This window comes from Novosphingobium barchaimii LL02 (genome assembly GCF_001046635.1).
In the GTDB taxonomy this organism is placed as follows: domain Bacteria; phylum Pseudomonadota; class Alphaproteobacteria; order Sphingomonadales; family Sphingomonadaceae; genus Novosphingobium; species Novosphingobium barchaimii.
The window spans coordinates 323812-343032 of sequence record NZ_KQ130456.1 but is presented as its reverse complement, the minus strand read 5'-3'; the positions used below and the strand labels follow the sequence as shown (position 1 = coordinate 343032).

The window sequence follows — 19221 nt, the reverse complement described above, 5'->3', positions numbered from 1 at the left end:
GATGCATGAGCGCGCCGGTCCTGCAGACCCAGATCAACCTCGACAGTCCCGAGGCCAAGGCGCGTGATGCCCACAACCGCGCGCTCGCCAGTGAGCTTCGTGCGCGGGTTGCGGTAGCCGCGCTAGGCGGGGACGAGCGTTCGCGCGAAAGGCACCTGTCGCGCGGAAAGCTGCTTCCGCGTGACCGGGTGGAGCGGCTGCTGGATGCAGGCTCCGCCTTTCTCGAGATCGGCCAGCTTGCCGCCAACGGCCTTTACGGCGACGAAGTGCCGGGCGCGGGGCTGATCGCCGGGATCGGGCGGGTTTCGGGGCGCCAGTGCATGATCTTCGCCAACGACGCGACGGTGAAGGGCGGCACGTACTTTCCTCTGACCGTCAAGAAACACATACGCGCGCAGGAAATCGCCGCGGCCAACCGCCTGCCCTGCGTCTATCTTGTCGACAGCGGCGGCGCGAACCTGCCCAACCAGGCGGAAGTCTTTCCCGACCGCGACCATTTCGGCCGTTTCTTCTTCAACCAGGCGCAGATGAGCGCCGCGGGCATCCCGCAGATCGCCAGTGTCATGGGCAGTTGCACGGCCGGCGGCGCCTATGTCCCCGCCATGAGCGACGAGAGCGTGATCGTTAAGGAGCAGGGCACGATCTTCCTCGCCGGGCCGCCGCTGGTGCAGGCCGCGACGGGCGAGATCATCAGTGCCGAGGATCTCGGCGGCGGCGACCTGCATAGCCGCAAGTCCGGCGTCACCGACCACCTCGCCGAGGACGACGAGCATGCACTGACTATCGTGCGCGACATAGTCAGCCATCTCGGCCCGGCGCATCGCCACCAGTTGGACGTGCGCAATGCGCGGCCGCCGAAATATGCGGCGGAGGAGCTGTATTCCATCGTGCCCGAGGACGTGCGCGCGCCGTACGACGTGCACGAGGTGATCGCCCGCATCGTCGACGCCAGCGAATTCCATGAATTCAAGGCGCTTTACGGCGCCACGCTGGTCTGCGGTTTTGCGCATATCCATGGGATTCCGGTGGCGATCCTTGCCAACAACGGGGTGCTGTTTTCGGAGAGCGCGCAGAAGGGGGCGCACTTCATCGAACTGGCCTGCCAGCGCGGTATTCCGCTGCTGTTTTTGCAGAACATTTCCGGCTTCATGGTCGGCGGGAAATACGAGACGGAAGGTATCGCCAAACACGGCGCCAAGCTGGTCACAGCCGTCGCCACCGCGCAGGTGCCCAAGCTGACGGTGCTGATCGGCGGTTCGTTCGGCGCGGGCAACTACGGCATGTGCGGGCGCGCCTACGACCCGCGCTTTCTTTTCACCTGGCCCAACGCGCGCATTTCGGTGATGGGCGGCGAACAGGCGGCAAGCGTGCTGGCGACCGTCCACCGCGATGCCGCCAAATGGACGCCCGAGGACGCCGAAGCCTTCAAGGCGCCGATCCGCCAGAAGTACGAGGATGAGGGCAACCCCTATTACGCCACTGCCCGCCTGTGGGACGACGGCGTGATCGACCCGGTCCAGACGCGGGACGTGCTGGGGCTGGCGCTGTCGGCCTGTCTTGAGGCGCCGATTGCCGACAGGCCCCAGTTCGGCGTGTTCAGGATGTGATGGAGATGGCCGTGAAAGACCGACTGTTCGTTCTCGACCTCGACTACCCCGATCCCGATTTCGCGCCTCGCCGGTTCTACTGCAAGGATTGCGTGACGGTGGAGGGATTGCTGGCGCTGTTCCCCAAACGCGCCGCCAATATCGAGCTTGTGCGCGTTCCCTGGCCCCGCCCGCGCACCGCTGTCGTGGCTGCATTGGGCGAGGACAACCAGAACCTGCCCTCTCTGGCTTTCGCCGAGGGCGGCTTCGTCAACGAAATCGAGGCGCTGCTGGCCGCGCTGCACACCCGCCACGGATTTCCGGAGCGTCACCCATGATCACGTCCCTCCTCATCGCCAATCGCGGCGAGATCGCCTGCCGCATCATCCGCACCGCTCGCGAAATGGGTATCCGCACAATTGCGGTCTATTCCGATGCCGATGCGCAGGCCCTGCACGTGCGGCAGGCCGACGAGGCGGTTCACATTGGGTCCTCGCCCACGCGCGAGAGCTATCTGGTGGGCGAAAAGATCCTCGCCGCCGCGAAGGAGACGGGGGCCGAGGCCATTCACCCCGGCTATGGTTTCCTTTCCGAGAACGCCGAGTTCGCGCAGGCCGTGATCGACGCCGGGATCGTCTGGGTCGGGCCGAATCCTGGCTCGATCACCGCGATGGGGCTCAAGGATGCCGCCAAGACGCTGATGGCTGCGGCCGGCGTGCCGGTGACGCCCGGCTACATGGGCGCGGAGCAGGCCCCCGAATTTCTTGGCGCAGAGGCTGCGAAGATCGGGTATCCGGTGCTTATCAAGGCGGTCGCCGGCGGCGGCGGCAAGGGTATGCGGCTGGTCGAGGCCCCGGCCGATTTCGCCGATGCGCTCGCCTCGTGCAAGCGCGAGGCGGCGGCTTCGTTCGGTAACGACCATGTACTGATCGAAAAGTACATCGCCTCTCCCCGCCACATCGAAGTGCAGGTGTTCGGCGACAGGCACGGCAATGTCGTCCACTTGTTCGAGCGCGACTGCTCGCTCCAGCGCCGCCACCAGAAGGTGATCGAGGAAGCGCCTGCTCCCGGCATGGACGCCGCCACGCGCGAGGCGCTTTGCGGCGCGGCGGTGCGTGCGGCAAAGGCCGTTGATTACGTGGGCGCGGGCACCATCGAGTTCATCGCCGATGGCTCCGGTGCGCTGAGTGCGGACCGCATCTGGTTCATGGAAATGAACACCCGCCTGCAGGTGGAGCACCCCGTCACCGAGGCGATCACCGGCGTCGATCTGGTCGAATGGCAGCTGCGCGTCGCCAGCGGCGAGCCGCTCCCCTGCGCGCAGCATGACCTGACGATCGACGGCTGGGCGATGGAAGCGCGCCTCTATGCCGAAGACCCCGCGAAGGGCTTCCTGCCCAGCATCGGCCGGCTGGAACTCCTCCAGTTCGGCGAGGCCGAGTGTGGCCGCATCGATACCGGCGTTTACGAAGGCGGGGAAGTTTCCCCCTTCTACGACCCGATGATCGCCAAGGTGATCGCCTGGGGCGAGGACCGCGAGGAAGCCCGGACGCACCTTGGTGAAATGCTGGACGATACCGCCGTCTGGCCAGTCAGGACCAACGCCTCGTTTCTTGTGAAGGCGCTGCAGCATCCCGATTTTGCTGCGGGCAACGTCGATACCGGCCTGATCGGCCGCGACGGCGAGGCGCTGGCCCGGCCACCTGTGCCTTCCGCCGAATCCCTGCGTATTGCCGCGCGGTCGCTGGTCCCGGCCGCGCTGGCACAGGGCCTGCGCCTCAACGCTGCGCCGGTGCGCTCCGCATGGTTCCTTCTGGATGGCGAGAAGATCGAGATAGAGATCGACGCGCACGGCAGCGACGAGCCTGTGCCGGGTGTACTGGTGACCGAACAGGGGCAGGCCTGGCTGCTGTCCCCTTGGCGGCGCAACGGATCGCACGGCGCTGCGGCGGGATCGGGCGCGATCCTGGCGCCGATGCCGGGCAAGGTCATCGCGGTGGAAGTGACGCAGGGACAGGCGGTGACCAAGGGGCAGAAGCTGCTCACGCTGGAAGCCATGAAGATGGAGCACACGCTGACCGCTCCGTTCGACGGTATCGTCGCGGAACTGGGCGCTTCGGCAGGCCAGCAGGTGCAGGTCGAGGCCCTGCTCGCAAAGATCGAGGAAGCCGCGGCGCACTGACATGGCGCGATGATGTTTCGTTCTTCGCCGATGCTGGGGCTCGGCGGGGACACTACCAGAAGGAATGAACAGACGTGCCCGGACGCTTTTTCGACGAATGGCAGGTGGGGACACGGATCACCCACCAACCCAGCCGCACCGTAACCGAAACCGACAACCTGCTGTTTTCGGCAATGACGCACAACATGCAGCCGCTCCACCTTGATGCTGAAACGGCCAAGGCCAGCGAGTTCGGACAAATCCTGGTCAATTCGACCTTTACCTTCAGTCTAGCGGTAGGGCTGTCGATCGCGGATACGACGGTCGGCACGCTGGTGGCCAATCTGGGTTTCGACAAAGTGGTCACGCCAAAGCCGACCTTCATAGGCGATACCGTCACCTGTTCGAGCGAAGTGGTGGAGATGCGCGAAAGCAAGTCGCGGCCTGGCCAGGGCATCGTCGTATTCAAGCACGAATTGACCAACCAGCGCGGGGAAATTGCCCTGTCGATGCTGCGCACAGTGCTGCTGAAGAAGAAGGACGGGTAGAAGCAGGCGGCGGGGGGGGAACGGCGAATGCTCCACGTGGAACATTCCGCCCCCTGTCCTGCTCGACGAACTGCTGACTGCCACCGATCGGCGAACTGGCGCGGTCCGCCCGTTTCGCGCTATTCGTCAAGATAATGGCGCCTGACCTTTCCAACCCTCGTGTTCCCGCGCGGCTCGTCCTGCTTTCGCTTGCCGCGCTATGGGCCTGTTATTTCATCGTCGCGACCTTGCGCGGTGCGGTCATGGGGTTCGACCTCGCCTGGCCGATCATCTCGCGCAGGCTGACGATCTGTATCGTGTCGATGCTGGTGATGGCGGCGGTATGGCCGCTGTTGCAACTGCTCGACCGCAAGTCCGGGGGGATGCGCCTCGGTATCGTACTGGTGGGCGCCTTGCCGCTGTCGCTGGCGCTGAGCGTCATCAACGACGTCATCTTTGCCGATATCGACATGCCGGCCGCTTATGGCGACGAGGAGGACGCGGCCGCGATCAAATCGGGCAACGTGCGCATTTCGCGCGATGAGGCCGGCAATATCCTGGTTGACCTGCCCAAGATCGAGCCGCCTGCCCCGCCCGCTCCGCCTCAGCCCGGAGAGGCCGCGACCGAGAGCGTGCCCGCGGCCCCTGCTTCCCGCAGCGAGACGACGAGCAGCTCGGGCATCACCATCAACACCGGTGAGGCGCTGGGCGAAGGCCTGGGGCGCTGGGCGGCCATCGCCGACACTGCGTTCGGCCGCTACTTTCTGGTGCTGGCCTGGGTCGCACTCTATTTCGCGCTCGCCAAGGCCGAGGAAGCCCGCGGGGCGGAGCGGCGCGAGGGGGAATATCGGCGTGCGGCCGAGGCGGCCGAACTGCGCTCGCTGCGCTATCAGGTCAATCCGCACTTCCTGTTCAATACGCTCAATTCGTTGTCGGCTCTGGTCATGACAGGGCGACAGGACGATGCCGAGGAGATGATCCAGACGCTTTCGACGTTCTATCGGCGTACTTTGTCGGGCGACACGACCAACGATATTTCGTTGGAAGACGAGATCGAGCTGCAACGCCTGTACTTCGCGATCGAGGCCATTCGCTTTCCCAATCGATTGCTGGCGAACATCGATGTTGACGACGCTGTCCTCGATGCGAAAGTCCCGGGCATGATTTTGCAGCCCCTTGTCGAAAATTCCGTGAAATATGCCGTTGCCGCTACGCAGCGGCCGGTCACCATATCCATCGAGGCCCGCCGCGAAGGCGGTCAACTGGTGATCGCCGTCCACGACGACGGCCCGGGCGAGCCACTTGCCAACAAGGCGCAGGGCTGCGGCATCGGCCTAGTCAATGTGCGCGACCGATTGCGGACCCGCTACGGCGATAGCGCCACCATCGTGAACGGCAAGCAGGGCAACGGCGGTTACGCAACGATCCTGCGGCTTCCCCTGCACACTGGCGCGCTGGAACTGGGTCTTGCGGAGAACGGGCGTGGCTGAGACTGACGGCGCCCCCCCTTCCCCGCCGCTGCGTACGCTCATCGTCGACGATGAGCCGCTGGCGGTGGAGCGCATGCAGGTGATCTGTTCGCGGATCGAGGGAATCACGGTAATCGGCACCGCCAGCGACGGCCAGGCCGCCCTGCGACTGATCGAGGCGCTGGGCCCGGATCTCGTCCTGCTCGATCTGACGATGCCTGAAACCGACGGGCTGACGGTGGCGCGGCAATTGGGCGGACAGGCCAACGCTCCGGCAGTGATCTTCGTCACCGCCCACGATGAATTTGCGGTCGAGGCGTTCGATCTCGATGCCGTGGACTATGTGCTCAAGCCTGTGGCGCCGGATCGGCTGCAGCGCGCCGTCGTGCGCGTGGTGGCGCGGCGTGGCGAACGCGCGCAGCCGCCGGCTAGTCGCTGGCTGGACGAATTCTGGGTGCCACACCGCTCCGAACTGGTGCGTGTGGCGGCGGCCGAGGTGCACCGCATCGATGCCGAGCGCGATTACGTGCGGCTCCATGTGGGCGGCCAGGCTGCGGGAGGCCAAAACGCAGGGGGGCAGAGCTATCTACTGCTCCAGACCATCACCAGTCTGGAGGAACGCCTTGATCCCAACCTGTTTATTCGCATCCACCGCAGCTGCATTGTGCAGCGCAGTCACGTCTCGGGGCTTCGCCACGAAGGGCTTGGTGTATGGTCGGCGGAAACGGCGGACGGCGAAGCGCTGCGGATTGGACGCACATACCTTCCGGCGGTGAAGAAGATGGCGGGCCGTTAGGGCTTGCCGCTCTGACCGGACCACAAATCGTGGGCCACTGGGCCCGCCCCTCCCTCACCGAAAAAGAAATGGCGGGCCACTAGGGCCCGCCCCTCCCTCACCGAAAAAGAAATGGCGGGCCACTAGGGCCCGCCAGGCGTTGTCCGGGTCTTTTCTTCTTATGGGACCTGGATGGAAGGGGTTGGCCTGGGCCGGGGTCAGCCGCCGAGACGGGTGTCGTTCGATGCGGTGTCGATCACGGTGGCGACGCGCTGGCGAACCTGGGCAAGCGCCTGCTTGTAGCACTTGCGGTCGACGTTCTCGTGAATGTGGGTGCCGGTGGTGGGGCGCTCGATGCGGCATACGTTGCGTGCGGCCTTCTCGATGCGGGTCTGCAACTGTTGCTGGCCGTCGCTTGTCGCCAGGTCGAGGTCCTTGAAAGTTACCTCGGTGGACTTGGCGAAGGCGGCCGGAGCGGAGAACAGGCCGACGGTGCAAAGGGCGGCGACGATAATGGCGTTGGTCTTGATCATGGTGTTTTCCTCCTCAAAGTGAGCCTTGGGGAAGAAACTCTCCGTCCGGCTCGATGAGTGTGATGTGCACCCGAACCCGGCCCCGATCACGCGGGGGTCGACTGCCCGCCATGCCAGGTCGACGAAGGCATCGGCCGCATGATCAGCGACATCTGTAGTCGACGAACGACTTGCAACAAGGATGCGCGCATCCAACCCCTGCACTTTGCGATTCGTGCGCCGCGAGATAGGATCGCGTCCGATGTTGCCGCTTCTGTTCGTATTTTGCTTCGGGGTTCTCAACTTCGCCGCGCACAAGGCGGTGATAGATAGCGGCCATCAGATGCTGGCCCAGATTCCGTGGTTCTTCCGGCCGCTTGCCGGACGACTAAGCCTGGTGGTCGAGTTCGTGATGCTGGTGGGCGCGATGATCATGGCCGGGCACGGATGGGATGGGTGGACCTGGACTTATGCCTTTTACACGGGGCTACACAGTGTTTCCGCCTGGCTGATCTTCAGCGGGCGCCTTTGACGGGAACCCCCCGGCGTTTCGAGGACTATTGCGGGCATGGAACAAGCAAGCAGCGATACGGCGGCCAAGGTCTGGCTGGTATGCAACCCGGCCAGCGGCAGCAATGACGAGGCGGCGGTGGAGGCATTGGCGAGCGCCATCGCCGATGCCGGGCTCGATCTGGCCCGAGTAGTCCGTTTCCCGGATGATGCCGCCCCAAAGCCCGCCGATCTCGATGCTGCCGGCGTGGATATTCTTGCCGTGTTTGGCGGCGATGGCACGACCCACTCCATCGTTGCTGCTGCCTATGGCTGGCGCGGCGCGGTCCTCGTCCTGCCCGGCGGCACGATGAACCTGCTCGCCAAGCGCATGCACGGCGATGCCCCTGCCCCGGATATCGTTGCGCGGCTTAGGGGTAAAAAGCCAAGCACTACACGCCCCAACGTCATCCGTTCGCGGCACGGTATCGGCCTGACCGGGGCGCTTGCGGGGCCCGGCACGGTCTGGAACGAAGTGCGCGAGGCGATGCGCAGCGCCAACGTCCTGGATTTCATCGCCACCGCGCGCGAGGCGATCGCCGAGTCCGCGAATGGTCCCCGCGTGGTCTGCGCCGAGGTCGACTGCGGCCGCGAGGACGGCTATGCCGCGATTACGGTGGTCCCGCGGGAAGACGGCCTCAAGGCTAACGGATACTATGCCGAATCGCTGGCCGATTATGCGGGACAGGGCATCGCTCTGCTCAACCGGGACTTTCGAAACGGCCCGCATGACGAACTGGGCCGCCACGAACGGTTGCGGCTGCTTAGCCCGACGGGTGAACCGATGGGCCTGCTCATCGATGGCGAACCGTTCGATGGCGCGGCCGAAGAAATTTTCGAACTAGGCGCTTGCGAGGTCGACCTGGTGACGACGAAGGAGTTAGACGGATAATGCACGGAAAGTCCGCCTCGATGCACAGCGGCCCGCTGCGGTTGTTCCATCTGAGCGACATCCACTTCGGGCTGGAAGATACCCGCGCGATCGCTTGGGCCAAGGAGTGCATAGAACGCGAAAAGCCGCACGCCGTCGCCATTACCGGCGATCTGACCATGCGCGCCCGGCACCCTGAATTCCGCGCCGCCTGCGAATGGATCACAGCGCTGGACGTGCCGGTCACGGTCGAAGTCGGCAACCATGACATTCCTTATTTCAACCTCTACGAACGCTTCTTTGCGCCGTATAAGCGGTTCAAGGCGATCGAGCGCATGGTGGAAAGTCGGCTCGATCTGCCCAACCTGGCGATCGTGCCGCTTCGTACCACCACTCGCGCACAGTGGCAGCGTTTCCCCTGGTCAAACGGCTGGGTGACGCAGGAAGCGCTGGCCCAGACGCTGGCGGCGATCGACGAACTGCCGAAAGGCACGCGCATCCTGATCGCGTGCCACCACCCGCTGACCGAACGGCGCGAACGCGATGGCAAACTGCTGACGATCAACGGCACCCGCACGATGGAAACGCTCGCCAGCCGCGGCGTGATGGGCGTGCTTTCGGGTCACATCCACGACCCCTTCGATCTGACCAAGGCAACGCCCGCAGGCCCGCTGCGAATGATCGGCGCGGGTACGCTGTCGATGCGCATTCGCTCGACCCCGCCCAGTTTCAACGAAATCGTGATCGACGGGGACGAGATCCGCGTCACTGCACGCAATCTCGAACAGGTGGCGACGCGCGACATGCAGATTGACGAGGTCCCGGAGAACGCCCTGCCGCCGCGCACTCCCCAGGAGCCGGTTTCTCCGGTCGGTGCAGTGCCGCCGGTCGATCCGCCGGTGCATTGAGCTTGAGGTAAGACCTGGGCCACCGCCCCCGGTCTTACTTGCCCTTTTCTTCCCGAAGCACAGCAAAAGACCGCACTGTCTTTCGACAGCGCGGCCCTTCGCTCTCCTCCCGAAAGTTACCTCAGTAGTCGTGGTCGATATCGCCGATCCCGTGCATGCGGCTGCGCAGGGTGGCGGGCTTGCGGATCAGCGTGACATTGCCTGCGCCGTTGATTTCGACGTCGACAGTGCCGGTGGCGCCGATGGTCACGTCGCCCACGCCGTCGATGCGGATGGTGGCGTCGCGGCCCTGGACCTTGCCGAGGTCGATGTCGCCTGCACCTGCGGAATTGACGAACATGCGGTTCACCTTGCCCGAGGCTTCCAGGTCGATCGCGCCGCGCGAGTTGAGGCGCAGTTCTTCCTGATCGAGGCCGTTGAGCGTCACGTCGCCGGGGGCGTCGAGGTCCAGTCCGGCGATCTCGGGTGCAGTGATGCGCACCTTGACGCCGTGGTGGATCGACTTCGATCCGGTGACCGAAAGGTGCCCCCCCTGCCAGACCAGACGGTCTACGACATCAGCGGGGCCTTCCACGGTCATTCCTGCTTTTTCTCCGCGTGTGAATACGAGTTCCACGGGGATTTCCATGGCGATCTGGCTGCCGGACTGGATGGCGAAGCTGCGGGTCTTGCGCGGTCCCTTGTGGTCATGGTCTTCGTCGTCGAAGTTCATGTACCAGCCGTGGCCGTTGTTGAATTCCTGGCGCAGCTTATCTCCGCCGACGATCCAGGCCGCGCTGAAGGCGACGATCGAAAGGATCACGCCGCTGGCGAATACGATGAGCAGTTTCCTGAGCATGTCTTGGTCCTCCTTCTTTCGTCTTCAGGTTTCGGAATGGATGGCGGGTTCGATCACGCGGTAGTGCAGGCGGCCGAACCACATCAGGGCGTTCACGATCCAGATGCTGACCAGAGTGAGCAGTGCAGCCGCTGCGACCGATGCGCTCATGGTGCCCAGCCCCGCCAGGATGGCGACAAGCGCGCCGCCTGGGAAACCGCTGAACGGTCCTGCGATGAGCATGAACCCGCCGCCGATGAAGCAGGCAACCACGGCCACGAACAGGCCGAACATCACGCCCAGCATGGGCAGTACGATGGGCAGCAGGATCAGGATGTCGATCGTTGCCAGGCCCATGAAGGCCAGGATCGCGCTCCAGGCCGAAGAGGGTGTGCCCTCTGTCTTCCAGTTGCGCATGCCTGCCTCGAAGCGCAGTTCGCGCGCTAGCCGGCCAGGATTGCCGAGGGCGGAGGCTACCTCCTCTTCGCTGCGGCCTTCTGCAAGACCGGCTTCAAAGTGCTCTTCGTAGTCGGCGACGATCTCGTCGACCACGTCCTGCGGCACGCCCTTGAGGCCCGCCTTCAGGCGCTTGATGAATTCGTTACGCTTCATGGCTGGGTTCCCCTTCCTGCAATTGCGCTGCGGTATCTGCGGTTTCGGGTGCGGACGCGGCGGCATCGATCATTGCGTCGACGGCGGCGGTGAACCCGCGCCATTCGGCGGTCTGCTCGGCCAGGCGCGCGTGCCCGGTTGCGGTGATGCGGTAATACTTGCGCGAAGGACCGGAGGGCGATTCCTCCAGATATGTCGCGACAAGGCCTTCGGACTGCATACGGCGCATGAGCGGATAGATCGTCCCTTCACCCATATCGACCGCGTCGGCCATGCGGCTCGCGATCTCGTAGGCATAGCTGTCACCGCGTGACAGCAGGGCGAGCACGCAAAGCCCGAGCACCCCTTTCTTCAACTGAATTTCGATTTCGGACATCGAACCATCTCCTCGATGACCGAGTGTATATCGACAGCTACTGTGTGATGCAAGATACCTTGCGGTGAAAAGTACAGTGCGCGGCAAGATACCTTGTTATGGCCAGGTATCTTGCGGTGTGCTGACTTCTACAACGGCGCAAAGGTGGGAGAAATAGGGAAGAATTGGGATATGATAGCTTGGGGCGTCACGGACGCGCCCGGCGCGCCCGCGCTCGCAGCAATTGCATTTCCGGGGTCTGAGACGATGACCGCAGGACTTTCTTTCGCCCCCTGCCCCCACCCGCTAGATCAAGGCGATGACAACCCCCTACCACCCGCCGATAAAGCGCTCTGTCGAGATTGCCGGGCACAAGACTTCCATCAGCCTTGAGCCAGTATTCTGGACATGGCTGAAGCAGGTTGCCGCGCAGGAAGGCATGCCGATCAACGCGCTGGTGGCACGTATCGATGCGGAACGGCTGGAAGCGGAGACGCCGCCAGGGCTGGCGAGTGCGATCCGGGTGTGGCTGGCGACTTCGGGCCTGCGCTAAGGCTCAGGCTGCGTGGCGGAGGTCAAGCGGCCCGCGCAGGATTTGGTCGAGGCTTACAGGCCCCCAGCCGGTCTGCTCGGCGGCGACGCAGACGAACCCCTCGCGCGTCCATGCCTGCCCAAACCCTCGGCCATGGAGGACGAGGCCGTCTGTCTCGGGAGCGGCAGAGGGATCGCTGAACAGCGCTACCTCGCCATATTCAGTCTCGAGGCGGCGGAAGTCGCAGACGCTGGCGTAGCGGCCGGTCGCGAGGCAGTTCCATGGCTGCGGGTCCAGCGCCCCGCGCACAAGGTGCTTGATGCCGGGCAGCATGGCGAGGTGAACCGGATTACCGACGTTGCCGAGAATCCACACAGTATCGGCCGGGTTGACGCGGGCGCACCATGTTTCGCAGATGCGGCGAGTCATTTCTGCGCTGTCGGCGAAGCCGTAGGGATGGGCGTGGCGTGCGTTGTCGCCGTTGAAATGCAGGTCCGCGACAAAATGGATCGCCATCGCTCAACTCCAGGGCCCAGAACCGGCTCTCCCGCCGTTCTCGGAACACTTTCAACGGCTTGGCAGGGCGATTCGTTCCAGCGTGCGGCCATGATAACGGGCGTTCGCGACGATTTTGCGACCAATGGTGGAGCGGACGCGAAAAGGGCGGAAGAAGCGCTGCTCCTTCCGCCCTTTTCGCGGTCTTTTGGGGGTCAGTAGGTGGACGGCGGATCACTGGCCGGGAAGCTCTCATCGATGGCTTCGTCGGTCTTGCTCCAGTCTTTCGGCGGAGAGGTCATGTGATCCGGCCCGGAACCGCGCACATTGGCGCGATCGCCGCCGGCGAAGACCTCCTCCAGCTTTTCCTTGTTCACGTACTTGTAGAGCGCATAGCCAACGGCACCGGCCGCAGCCAACTTGATCAGGCCCATAACGGTTCTCCTCTCGGTATCTCGAAAGAAGAACGCGCCATGTCTGCGGAAGGTTTCAGTCCCCGCCGACCCGTTCGATCTGTGCGCCAACCAGTGCGAGTTTCTCCTCAAGCCGCTCGTAACCGCGGTCGAGGTGGTAGAGGCGGTGGACCTGGGTCTGTCCTTCGGCAGCGAGTCCGGCGATCACGAGGCTCATCGAGGCGCGCAGGTCGGTCGCCATCACATCGGCGCCGGTCAGCTTGTCGACGCCGTGGACAATGGCGGTGCGGCCTTTGGTCTCGATGCGCGCGCCCATGCGGTTGAGTTCGGGAACGTGCATGTAGCGGTTCTCGAAGATTGTCTCGGTCAGGACGCTGGAGCCTTCGGCGCGGCACAGCAGCGCCATGAGCTGGGCCTGCATGTCGGTGGCGAAACCGGGGTACGGCGCGGTGGAAAGGGTGACGGGCTTCAGCTTGCCCTCGGCGGCGACATAGATGCCGTCCGCCTTGGGTTCGACATGGACACCGGCATCGCGCAGGGCCTGCACGGTGGCTTCCATGTCCTCGATCCGGGCGCCCTTGAGCAGGACTTCGCCGCCGGTGATGGCAGCGGCGCAGGCGTAGGAGCCAGCCTCGATACGGTCGGGCATGACCATGTAGGTCGCGCCGTGCAGGCGGGGTACGCCGTGGATGGTGATGTCGGAAGTGCCGATGCCTTCGATCTGGGCGCCCATGGCGACCAGCAGATTGCACAGGTCGACGATTTCCGGCTCGCGCGCGGCATTGTGCAGGGTGGACTTGCCGTTGCACAGCACGGCGGTCATCAGCGCGTTCTCGGTCGCGCCGACAGACACGACGGGGAAGGAATAGCGCCCGCCCGGAAGGCCGCCGTCAGGGGCGATGGCGCGCACGTAACCGGCTGCCATCTCGATGGTCGCGCCCAGCGCTTCGATCACCTTGAGGTGCAGGTCGATCGGGCGGTTGCCGATGGCGCAGCCGCCGGGCAGCGATACGGTCGCCTCGCCCATGCGGGCCAGCATCGGGCCCAGCACCAGGATCGAGGCGCGCATCTTGCGCACCAGATCGTATGGGGCGACCGAGCTGGTGATGCGGGTCGCCTGCAGGGTCATCACCCGGCCGAAGTCTTCGGGGCGGCTGCCGGCGATCGCGGTGGAAATGCCGAACTGGTTCATCAGGTGCTGAAAACCGTCAATGTCGGCCAGACGCGGCAGATTGCGCAGCGTCAGCGGCTCTTCGGTCAGCAGCGCGCACGGGAGCAGGGTCAGTGCCGCGTTCTTGGCGCCGGAAACGGGGATGGTGCCGGAAAGGCGCTTGCCGCCCTCGATGATGATCTTGTCCATGGCCCCGCTTTAGCGCGAATCGCGGCAGGGGCAACGGGAGGCCGATCAAAAGAACGACGGATTAAAGTAGGAACAAGATTAACGCCCTTTGGTTGCGCTACGGCGGTTTAGCCGCTTTAACCGCAATGCAACATGAGCGAGGCAATATCCGGTTCCATGAGTGACAACACCTTCCGCAAGCCCGTCCGAAAGGCCGTCTTCCCCGTCGCCGGTCTAGGCACTCGTTTTCTTCCCGCCACTAAGGCGATTCCGAAGGAATTGTTGCCCGTCGTCGATCGTCCGCTGATCCAGTACGCGGTGGATGAAGCGCGAGAGGCGGGGATCGAGGAATTCGTCTTCGTGACCGGCCGCGGCAAGACCGCGATCGTCGAGCATTTCGATACCGCCTACGAACTCGAAGCGACCATGACTGCGCGCGGCAAGTCGCTCGATCCGCTGGAGCCGACGCGTATCCAGCCGGGCAACCTCGTCACCGTGCGCCAGCAGGTGCCGCTGGGTCTGGGCCATGCGGTGTGGTGCGCCCGCGCCGTGATTGGCGACGAGCCTTTCGCGATCTTCCTGCCGGACGAACTGATGTATGGCTCGCCCGGCTGTATGAAGCAGATGGTCGAGGCCTATAACGAAGTGGGCGGCAACCTCGTCTCGGTGCTGGAAGTGCCGATGGAAGAAGTATCCAGCTACGGCGTGATCGCGCCTGGCGCCGTCAATGGTGCGCTGACCGAGGTCAAGGGCCTGGTCGAGAAGCCCAAGGTAGAGGATGCGCCTTCGAACAAGATCGTCTCGGGCCGTTATATCCTCCAGCCCGAGGTCATGAGTCTGCTGGAAACGCAGGGCAAGGGCGCGGGCGGCGAGATTCAGCTGACCGATTCGATGGCCAAGCTGATCGGTCAGCAGCCGTTCCATGCAGTGACGTTCGCGGGCCGCCGGTTCGACTGCGGTTCCAAGCTGGGCTTCGTCGAGGCAACCTTGGCCATCGCGCTCGACCGTCCCGACCTGGGCGACGATGTGCGCGCCATGGTGCAGAAAATGCTCGGCTGATTTCAGCCCGACCTCGCGTTCAAAAAGAGCGCGCTGCCTTCAGGGCGGCGCGCTTTTTTTGGTTTTTGGTGCGGTGCGGTGCGGTGCGGTGCGGGGGCTTCGACAGGCTCAGCCTGAGTGGAGGTAGTGTATATCGGGGGGCTATATCCCCGCGCTTTGGCTTTTCGATTTAAGCCGACATCCGCTCATGCTGAGCTTGTCGAAGCACCGCCACAGCGCTTGCCCGGTCTTCAAACGAACTTCGCCAGCAGTTCCTTGGCGCGGTCGCAGTCGCGGCCCATCTGGTCGATCAGCGCGTCGAGCGAATCGAACTTCGCCTCGGGCCGCAGGAAGTGGTGGAACGCCACCTCGATCTCCTGCCCGTAGAGGTCGCCCGCGAAATCGAAGAAGTGGGGCTCCAGCAGCTCCTTGGGCGGGTCGAAGGTGGGGCGAATGCCGATGTTCGCAGCCCCCGTCACCACGCGGCCGTCGGGCATGCGCCCGGTCACTGCGTAGATGCCGTAGAGCGGTCGCAGATAAGTCGCCATGTCGATGTTGGCGGTGGGGTAGCCGATGGTGCGGCCCAGCTTGTCACCATGCTGCACGCGGCCCCGGATGGAGAACGGGCGGGTCAGCAGGCGCGCCGCCGTCTCGCAATCGCCTGTCTTGAGTGCATGGCGGATGCGGCTGGAGGAGATCGTGCCCTCCCCGTCGCTGACCGGGCCGACCGTGCGGCCTTCCATGCCGTTGCGCGCGCCGATTTCGCTCAGCACCTGCGGGTTGCCGCCGCGCGCCTTGCCGAAGGTGAAGTCATCGCCGGTTACGACGCCGGCCGCACCCATGTGGCGCACCAGCATTTCCTCGGCCCAGGCCGGTGCGGTCATCGCGGCCATGGCGGTGTCGAAATGCAGCACCAGCATGGCGTCTGCCCCGGCGGCGGCGAACAGCTCCTGCCGCTGGTCCAGCGTGGTCAGGCGGAAGGGTTCGGCATCGGGCTTGAAATGACGCACGGGATGCGGATCGAAGGTGGCGACGATGGCCGGACGGCCTTCCGCTCTGGCCCAGCGGATCGCTTCGCCGACGACGGCCTGATGGCCCTGATGGAACCCGTCGAAGTTGCCCAGCGCCAGCACGGCACCGCGCAGCGAATCGGGAACAGGCAGGCGGTTGTCGAGGCGAATCATGAGTGCCAGAGCCTATAGGTCGCGCAGGAGCGTCACGAAAGCATACGCTGGAAATGTACCTTCGGCCGGATGTTCCTCGCGCGCCGTTTCGCGCCATTCGGGGCCGGGCTCGGGTACATACGTATCGCCTTCGTAAATACCATGGATTTCAGTCAGCTCGATTCGGGCAGCGTGGCTCGCGAACAGTGCGTAGATTTCCGCGCCGCCGATCACTGCCACGTCACGGCCTGAAAGTGCCAGGGCTTCGTCCACCGAATGCGCGGTTTCGGCGCCGGGCGCGCCCCAGCCGGTATGGCGGGTGAGGACAATGTGGCGGCGGCCGGGCAGCGGCGCAGGAAAGCTGTCGAAGGTCTTGCGGCCCATGATCATCGGCTTGCCGGTGGTCATCGCCTTGAACCGCCTGAGGTCGGCGGGCAGGCGCCACGGCAGCGCGCCGTCGCGGCCGATCACGCCGTTCGCCGCGCGGGCGTAGATGAGGAAGATGCCCTGCATCGCGCGGCCTTTATCCGTCAGCCCAGCGTCAGCCGGGTGACGTGGCCCATCTTGCGGCCGGGGCGCGCCGCGGCCTTGCCGTAAAGATGGAGGTGATTGGCGGGATCGGCCAGGATCGCCGGCCAGTCATGCGCGTCATCGCCGATGAGGTTGCGCATCTCCACGCCCTTGGCGGCGAGGCCGGTGCCGCCGAGCGGCAGTCCGCAGATGGCGCGCACGTGGTTCTCGAACTGGCTGGTGACCGCGCCCTCGATGCTCCAGTGACCGGAGTTGTGGACGCGGGGGGCCATTTCGTTGAACACCGGGCCGTCCTGGGTGGCGAAGAATTCCAGCGTCAGCACGCCGACGTAGTCCAGCGCCTGTGCCACTTTTGCGGCGAGTTCGCGGGCGGCAGGCACCTGTTCCAGCAGTGCGGCGGGCGCCGGCAGGGTGCTGAGCGCGAGGATGCCGCTTTCGTGGACGTTGTGGGCCGAATCGAAGTAGCGGATGTCGCCGTCCGCGCCCCGGCACAGTATCACCGAGAATTCGGCAAAGAAGGTGATGAAGCCTTCGTAGACCAGCGGCGTGGCCGGAAGGTCGAGGCCGTCGGCATCGGCGGGTGTCATGATGCGCCACTGGCCCTTGCCGTCGTAGCCGTCGCGGCGGGTCTTGAGGATGCCGGGCACGCCGATCGCGGCAATGGCCTCAGCAAGGTCGGCGGCGCTGTCCACGGGGGCGTAGGGGGCAGGATTGCCGCCCAGCTGCGACACGAAGTGCTTCTCGCTCAGGCGGTCCTGCGCGGTTTCCAGCGCGCGGGGGTGCGGCAGCAGCGGGGTATCGCCCAGCGCCGCAAGCGGGCCGACGGGCACATTCTCGAATTCATAGGTGACTACCGCGCAGTCGGCGGCGAAGCGGGCCATGGCCTCGGCGTCATCCCAGGCGGCGCAGGTGAACTCGGCGCAGACGTCGGCGGCGATCGAATCGGCTTCGGGCGCATAGACGTGGCAGCGGTAGCCAAGCTGCGCCGCCGCGACGGCGATCATGCGCCCGAGCTGGCCGCCGCCGAGAATGCCGATCGTTTCGCCGGGGGGTATCATCGTTATGCCAATTCGCCTGCTTGGGGTGCCGGCCCTTTGACAAGCTCAGGGCGAGCGGGCTTCACTATAGTCTGTGACAACCCCCGCCTGCGCAGGGGTTGTCGTAACACGTCAGACCGGCCGTTCGGCCACACTGGCGGTCTGCTCGCTGCGGAACGCCTTGAGCCGCCCGGCCAGCGCCTCGTCCGAGGTGGCGAGGATCGCGGCGGCGAGCAGACCGGCATTTGCTGCGCCTGCCTCGCCGATCGCCAGAGTGCCGACGGGAATACCCGCAGGCATCTGGACGATGGAGAGCAGGCTGTCCTGGCCCGAAAGCGCCTTGGACTGCACCGGCACGCCCAGTACCGGCAGATGTGTCATCGAGGCGATCATGCCGGGAAGGTGGGCTGCGCCCCCTGCCCCGGCGATGACGACCTTGAAGCCCTCACCGTCCGCGCCCTTGGCGAAATCGACGAGGCGCTCCGGCGTGCGGTGCGCCGAGACAATCCGCGCGTCGTAGGCTATTTCCAGCTTGTCGAGCATCTCGGCGGCGCGGATCATGGTCGGCCAGTCGGACTGGCTCCCCATGACGATCGCTACCGACACCGGCGTTTCAGCCATGCTTCAACGCTCCGAAAGGTAATAGCGGTCGAGCACTGCGAGATCGTCGTCGAGATCGTAAACGATCGGCTGGCCGGTCGGGATTTCAAGACCGGTGATCTCGTTATCGGAAATGCCCGACAGGTGCTTCACCAGTGCGCGCAGGGAATTGCCGTGCGCGGCGACCAGCACGGTCGAGCCGGTCTTGAGGTGGGGCACGATCGAGCCTTCGTAATAAGGCAGGACGCGTGCGATGGTGTCCTTGAGGCTTTCCGTCATCGGCACGTCGATCCCGGCGTAGCGCGGGTCGGTGGACAGGTCGAACTCGGTGCCGCGCTCCATGACGGGGGGCGGGATGTCGAAGCTGCGCCGCCAGATCTTGACCTGGTCCTCGCCGTGCTTGGCGGCTGTTTCGGCCTTGTCCAGACCGGTGAGGCCGCCATAGTGCCGCTCGTTCAGGCGCCAGTCCTTGGTTTCAGGGATCCACAGAATGCCGGCGGCTTCCAAAGCAAGGTGCAGCGTCTTGATCGCACGGCTCTGCAAGGATGTGAAAGCGACGTCGGGCAGCATGCCCTTGTCCTTCAGCAGGGCGCCGGCGGCGCGGGCCTCGGCCTCGCCTTTCTCGGTGACGTCCACGTCCCACCATCCGGTGAAGCGGTTTTCCAGGTTCCACTGGCTCTGGCCGTGGCGGAGAAGGATCAGGCGAGGCAAGGCGTAGCTCCCTTTTTAGAATGGGACGGGACGGATGCAGTCTGGTGGCAGGCCCTAGCTTTCCGAGGGCGATTTGGGAAGCCTGACCGATTCGTCATCCTTATCTAAAGGCGCCGCCCCCTGTCTGCCGCTTTCGTCAGGTGATGACATCGCGCGTGCCTGCGTCTTTCTTCTACGCAGATTTTCTCGCAACTTGGCCGCCAGCCGCTCCTCACGCGTC

At 64.8% G+C, this 19221-nt stretch carries 23 protein-coding genes; 11 read left to right on the top strand and 12 right to left on the bottom strand.

Annotation, left to right across the window (positions count from 1 at the left end):
• Positions 1 to 5: 5 nt before the first annotated feature.
• The 6 genes from V474_RS18370 (at position 6) to V474_RS18345 (ending at position 6539) form a co-directional block, all read left to right on the top strand.
• Entirely contained in the window at positions 6 to 1607 is a 1602-nt protein-coding gene (locus tag V474_RS18370; RefSeq protein ID WP_059152843.1) for a carboxyl transferase domain-containing protein, read from the top strand.
• 5 nt (positions 1608 to 1612) lie between these two features.
• Positions 1613 to 1924: a DUF3088 family protein gene (locus tag V474_RS18365; protein WP_059152966.1), complete on the top strand. Its 312-nt coding sequence runs from the start codon at positions 1613 to 1615 to the stop codon at positions 1922 to 1924.
• Positions 1921 to 3768 carry an acetyl/propionyl/methylcrotonyl-CoA carboxylase subunit alpha gene (locus V474_RS18360; RefSeq protein ID WP_059152842.1) on the top strand — a complete coding sequence of 616 codons (1848 nt, stop codon included), beginning with the start codon at positions 1921 to 1923 and terminating at the stop codon, positions 3766 to 3768. Before V474_RS18365 ends, V474_RS18360 begins: the two co-directional genes overlap by 4 nt.
• Positions 3769 to 3842: 74 nt before the next feature.
• Positions 3843 to 4295 (top strand): MaoC family dehydratase, encoded by a 453-nt coding sequence (locus tag V474_RS18355; protein WP_059152841.1) that lies wholly within the window; start codon positions 3843 to 3845, stop codon positions 4293 to 4295.
• 134 nt (positions 4296 to 4429) lie between these two features.
• On the top strand, positions 4430 to 5764 hold the full coding sequence (locus tag V474_RS18350) for a sensor histidine kinase (protein ID WP_059152840.1): 1335 nt from the start codon (positions 4430 to 4432) through the stop codon (positions 5762 to 5764).
• On the top strand, positions 5757 to 6539 hold the full coding sequence (locus V474_RS18345; RefSeq protein WP_059152839.1) for a LytR/AlgR family response regulator transcription factor: 783 nt from the start codon (positions 5757 to 5759) through the stop codon (positions 6537 to 6539). Before V474_RS18350 ends, V474_RS18345 begins: the two co-directional genes overlap by 8 nt.
• 197 nt (positions 6540 to 6736) lie before the next feature.
• On the opposite strand, the gene V474_RS18340 is transcribed toward V474_RS18345, so the two are convergent.
• On the bottom strand, positions 6737 to 7051 hold the full coding sequence (locus tag V474_RS18340; protein ID WP_059152838.1) for a UrcA family protein: 315 nt from the start codon (positions 7049 to 7051) through the stop codon (positions 6737 to 6739).
• Between the two features lie 241 nt (positions 7052 to 7292).
• On the opposite strand from V474_RS18340, the gene V474_RS18335 reads away from it, so the two are divergent.
• The 3 genes from V474_RS18335 to V474_RS18325 are packed head-to-tail and all read left to right on the top strand — an operon-like array spanning position 7293 to position 9358.
• Positions 7293 to 7562 carry a hypothetical protein gene (locus V474_RS18335; RefSeq protein WP_059152965.1) on the top strand — a complete coding sequence of 90 codons (270 nt, stop codon included), beginning with the start codon at positions 7293 to 7295 and terminating at the stop codon, positions 7560 to 7562.
• Positions 7563 to 7598: 36 nt separating this feature from the next.
• Positions 7599 to 8471: a diacylglycerol/lipid kinase family protein gene (locus tag V474_RS18330; protein WP_059152837.1), complete on the top strand. Its 873-nt coding sequence runs from the start codon at positions 7599 to 7601 to the stop codon at positions 8469 to 8471.
• Positions 8471 to 9358 carry a metallophosphoesterase family protein gene (locus V474_RS18325; RefSeq protein ID WP_236711323.1) on the top strand — a complete coding sequence of 296 codons (888 nt, stop codon included), beginning with the start codon at positions 8471 to 8473 and terminating at the stop codon, positions 9356 to 9358. Before V474_RS18330 ends, V474_RS18325 begins: the two co-directional genes overlap by 1 nt.
• Before the next feature lie 121 nt (positions 9359 to 9479).
• Here V474_RS18325 and V474_RS18320 read toward each other — a convergent pair whose 3' ends face one another.
• The 3 genes from V474_RS18320 to V474_RS18310 are packed head-to-tail and all read right to left on the bottom strand — an operon-like array spanning position 9480 to position 11163.
• Positions 9480 to 10196, bottom strand: coding sequence for a GIN domain-containing protein (locus V474_RS18320; RefSeq protein ID WP_059152836.1), 717 nt, complete (start codon positions 10194 to 10196; stop codon positions 9480 to 9482).
• A gap of 24 nt (positions 10197 to 10220) precedes the next feature.
• The gene (locus tag V474_RS18315) at positions 10221 to 10787 is read right to left on the bottom strand and encodes a DUF1700 domain-containing protein (protein WP_059152835.1); all 567 of its coding nucleotides are present in this window, start codon (positions 10785 to 10787) and stop codon (positions 10221 to 10223) included.
• The gene (locus V474_RS18310) at positions 10777 to 11163 is read right to left on the bottom strand and encodes a PadR family transcriptional regulator (protein WP_059152834.1); all 387 of its coding nucleotides are present in this window, start codon (positions 11161 to 11163) and stop codon (positions 10777 to 10779) included. The genes V474_RS18315 and V474_RS18310 overlap by 11 nt, the downstream gene beginning before the upstream one ends.
• 298 nt (positions 11164 to 11461) lie before the next feature.
• Between V474_RS18310 and V474_RS18305 the strand changes: the two genes are divergently transcribed.
• Positions 11462 to 11695: a ribbon-helix-helix domain-containing protein gene (locus V474_RS18305; RefSeq protein WP_059152833.1), complete on the top strand. Its 234-nt coding sequence runs from the start codon at positions 11462 to 11464 to the stop codon at positions 11693 to 11695.
• A 3-nt stretch (positions 11696 to 11698) separates the two neighbouring features.
• Here V474_RS18305 and V474_RS18300 read toward each other — a convergent pair whose 3' ends face one another.
• The 3 genes from V474_RS18300 to murA form a co-directional block, all read right to left on the bottom strand.
• Entirely contained in the window at positions 11699 to 12190 is a 492-nt protein-coding gene (locus V474_RS18300) for a metallophosphoesterase family protein (protein ID WP_059152832.1), read from the bottom strand.
• A 194-nt stretch (positions 12191 to 12384) separates the two neighbouring features.
• Positions 12385 to 12603, bottom strand: a complete 219-nt coding sequence (locus V474_RS18295; protein ID WP_059152831.1) for a hypothetical protein — start codon at positions 12601 to 12603, stop codon at positions 12385 to 12387.
• A 55-nt stretch (positions 12604 to 12658) separates the two neighbouring features.
• Positions 12659 to 13942 carry a UDP-N-acetylglucosamine 1-carboxyvinyltransferase gene (gene murA / locus V474_RS18290; RefSeq protein WP_059152830.1) on the bottom strand — a complete coding sequence of 428 codons (1284 nt, stop codon included), beginning with the start codon at positions 13940 to 13942 and terminating at the stop codon, positions 12659 to 12661.
• A gap of 156 nt (positions 13943 to 14098) precedes the next feature.
• Between murA and V474_RS18285 the strand changes: the two genes are divergently transcribed.
• Complete coding sequence (locus tag V474_RS18285) at positions 14099 to 14980, top strand: UTP--glucose-1-phosphate uridylyltransferase (RefSeq protein WP_059152829.1); 882 nt, start codon at positions 14099 to 14101, stop codon at positions 14978 to 14980.
• Positions 14981 to 15210: 230 nt separating this feature from the next.
• Here the strand turns inward: V474_RS18285 and V474_RS18280 are convergent, their stop codons facing one another.
• The 5 genes from V474_RS18280 to gpmA form a co-directional block, all read right to left on the bottom strand.
• On the bottom strand, positions 15211 to 16143 hold the full coding sequence (locus V474_RS18280) for a bifunctional riboflavin kinase/FAD synthetase (protein WP_201786065.1): 933 nt from the start codon (positions 16141 to 16143) through the stop codon (positions 15211 to 15213).
• A gap of 12 nt (positions 16144 to 16155) precedes the next feature.
• Complete coding sequence (locus V474_RS18275) at positions 16156 to 16635, bottom strand: dihydrofolate reductase (protein ID WP_059152828.1); 480 nt, start codon at positions 16633 to 16635, stop codon at positions 16156 to 16158.
• 17 nt (positions 16636 to 16652) lie between these two features.
• A complete protein-coding gene (locus V474_RS18270) occupies positions 16653 to 17711 on the bottom strand; it encodes a 5-(carboxyamino)imidazole ribonucleotide synthase (protein WP_059152827.1) in 1059 nt (352 codons plus the stop codon).
• A gap of 111 nt (positions 17712 to 17822) precedes the next feature.
• Positions 17823 to 18311 (bottom strand): 5-(carboxyamino)imidazole ribonucleotide mutase, encoded by a 489-nt coding sequence (gene purE / locus V474_RS18265; protein WP_059152826.1) that lies wholly within the window; start codon positions 18309 to 18311, stop codon positions 17823 to 17825.
• Between the two features lie 3 nt (positions 18312 to 18314).
• Positions 18315 to 19001 (bottom strand): 2,3-diphosphoglycerate-dependent phosphoglycerate mutase, encoded by a 687-nt coding sequence (gpmA, locus tag V474_RS18260; RefSeq protein WP_059152825.1) that lies wholly within the window; start codon positions 18999 to 19001, stop codon positions 18315 to 18317.
• Positions 19002 to 19221: the final 220 nt, after the last annotated feature.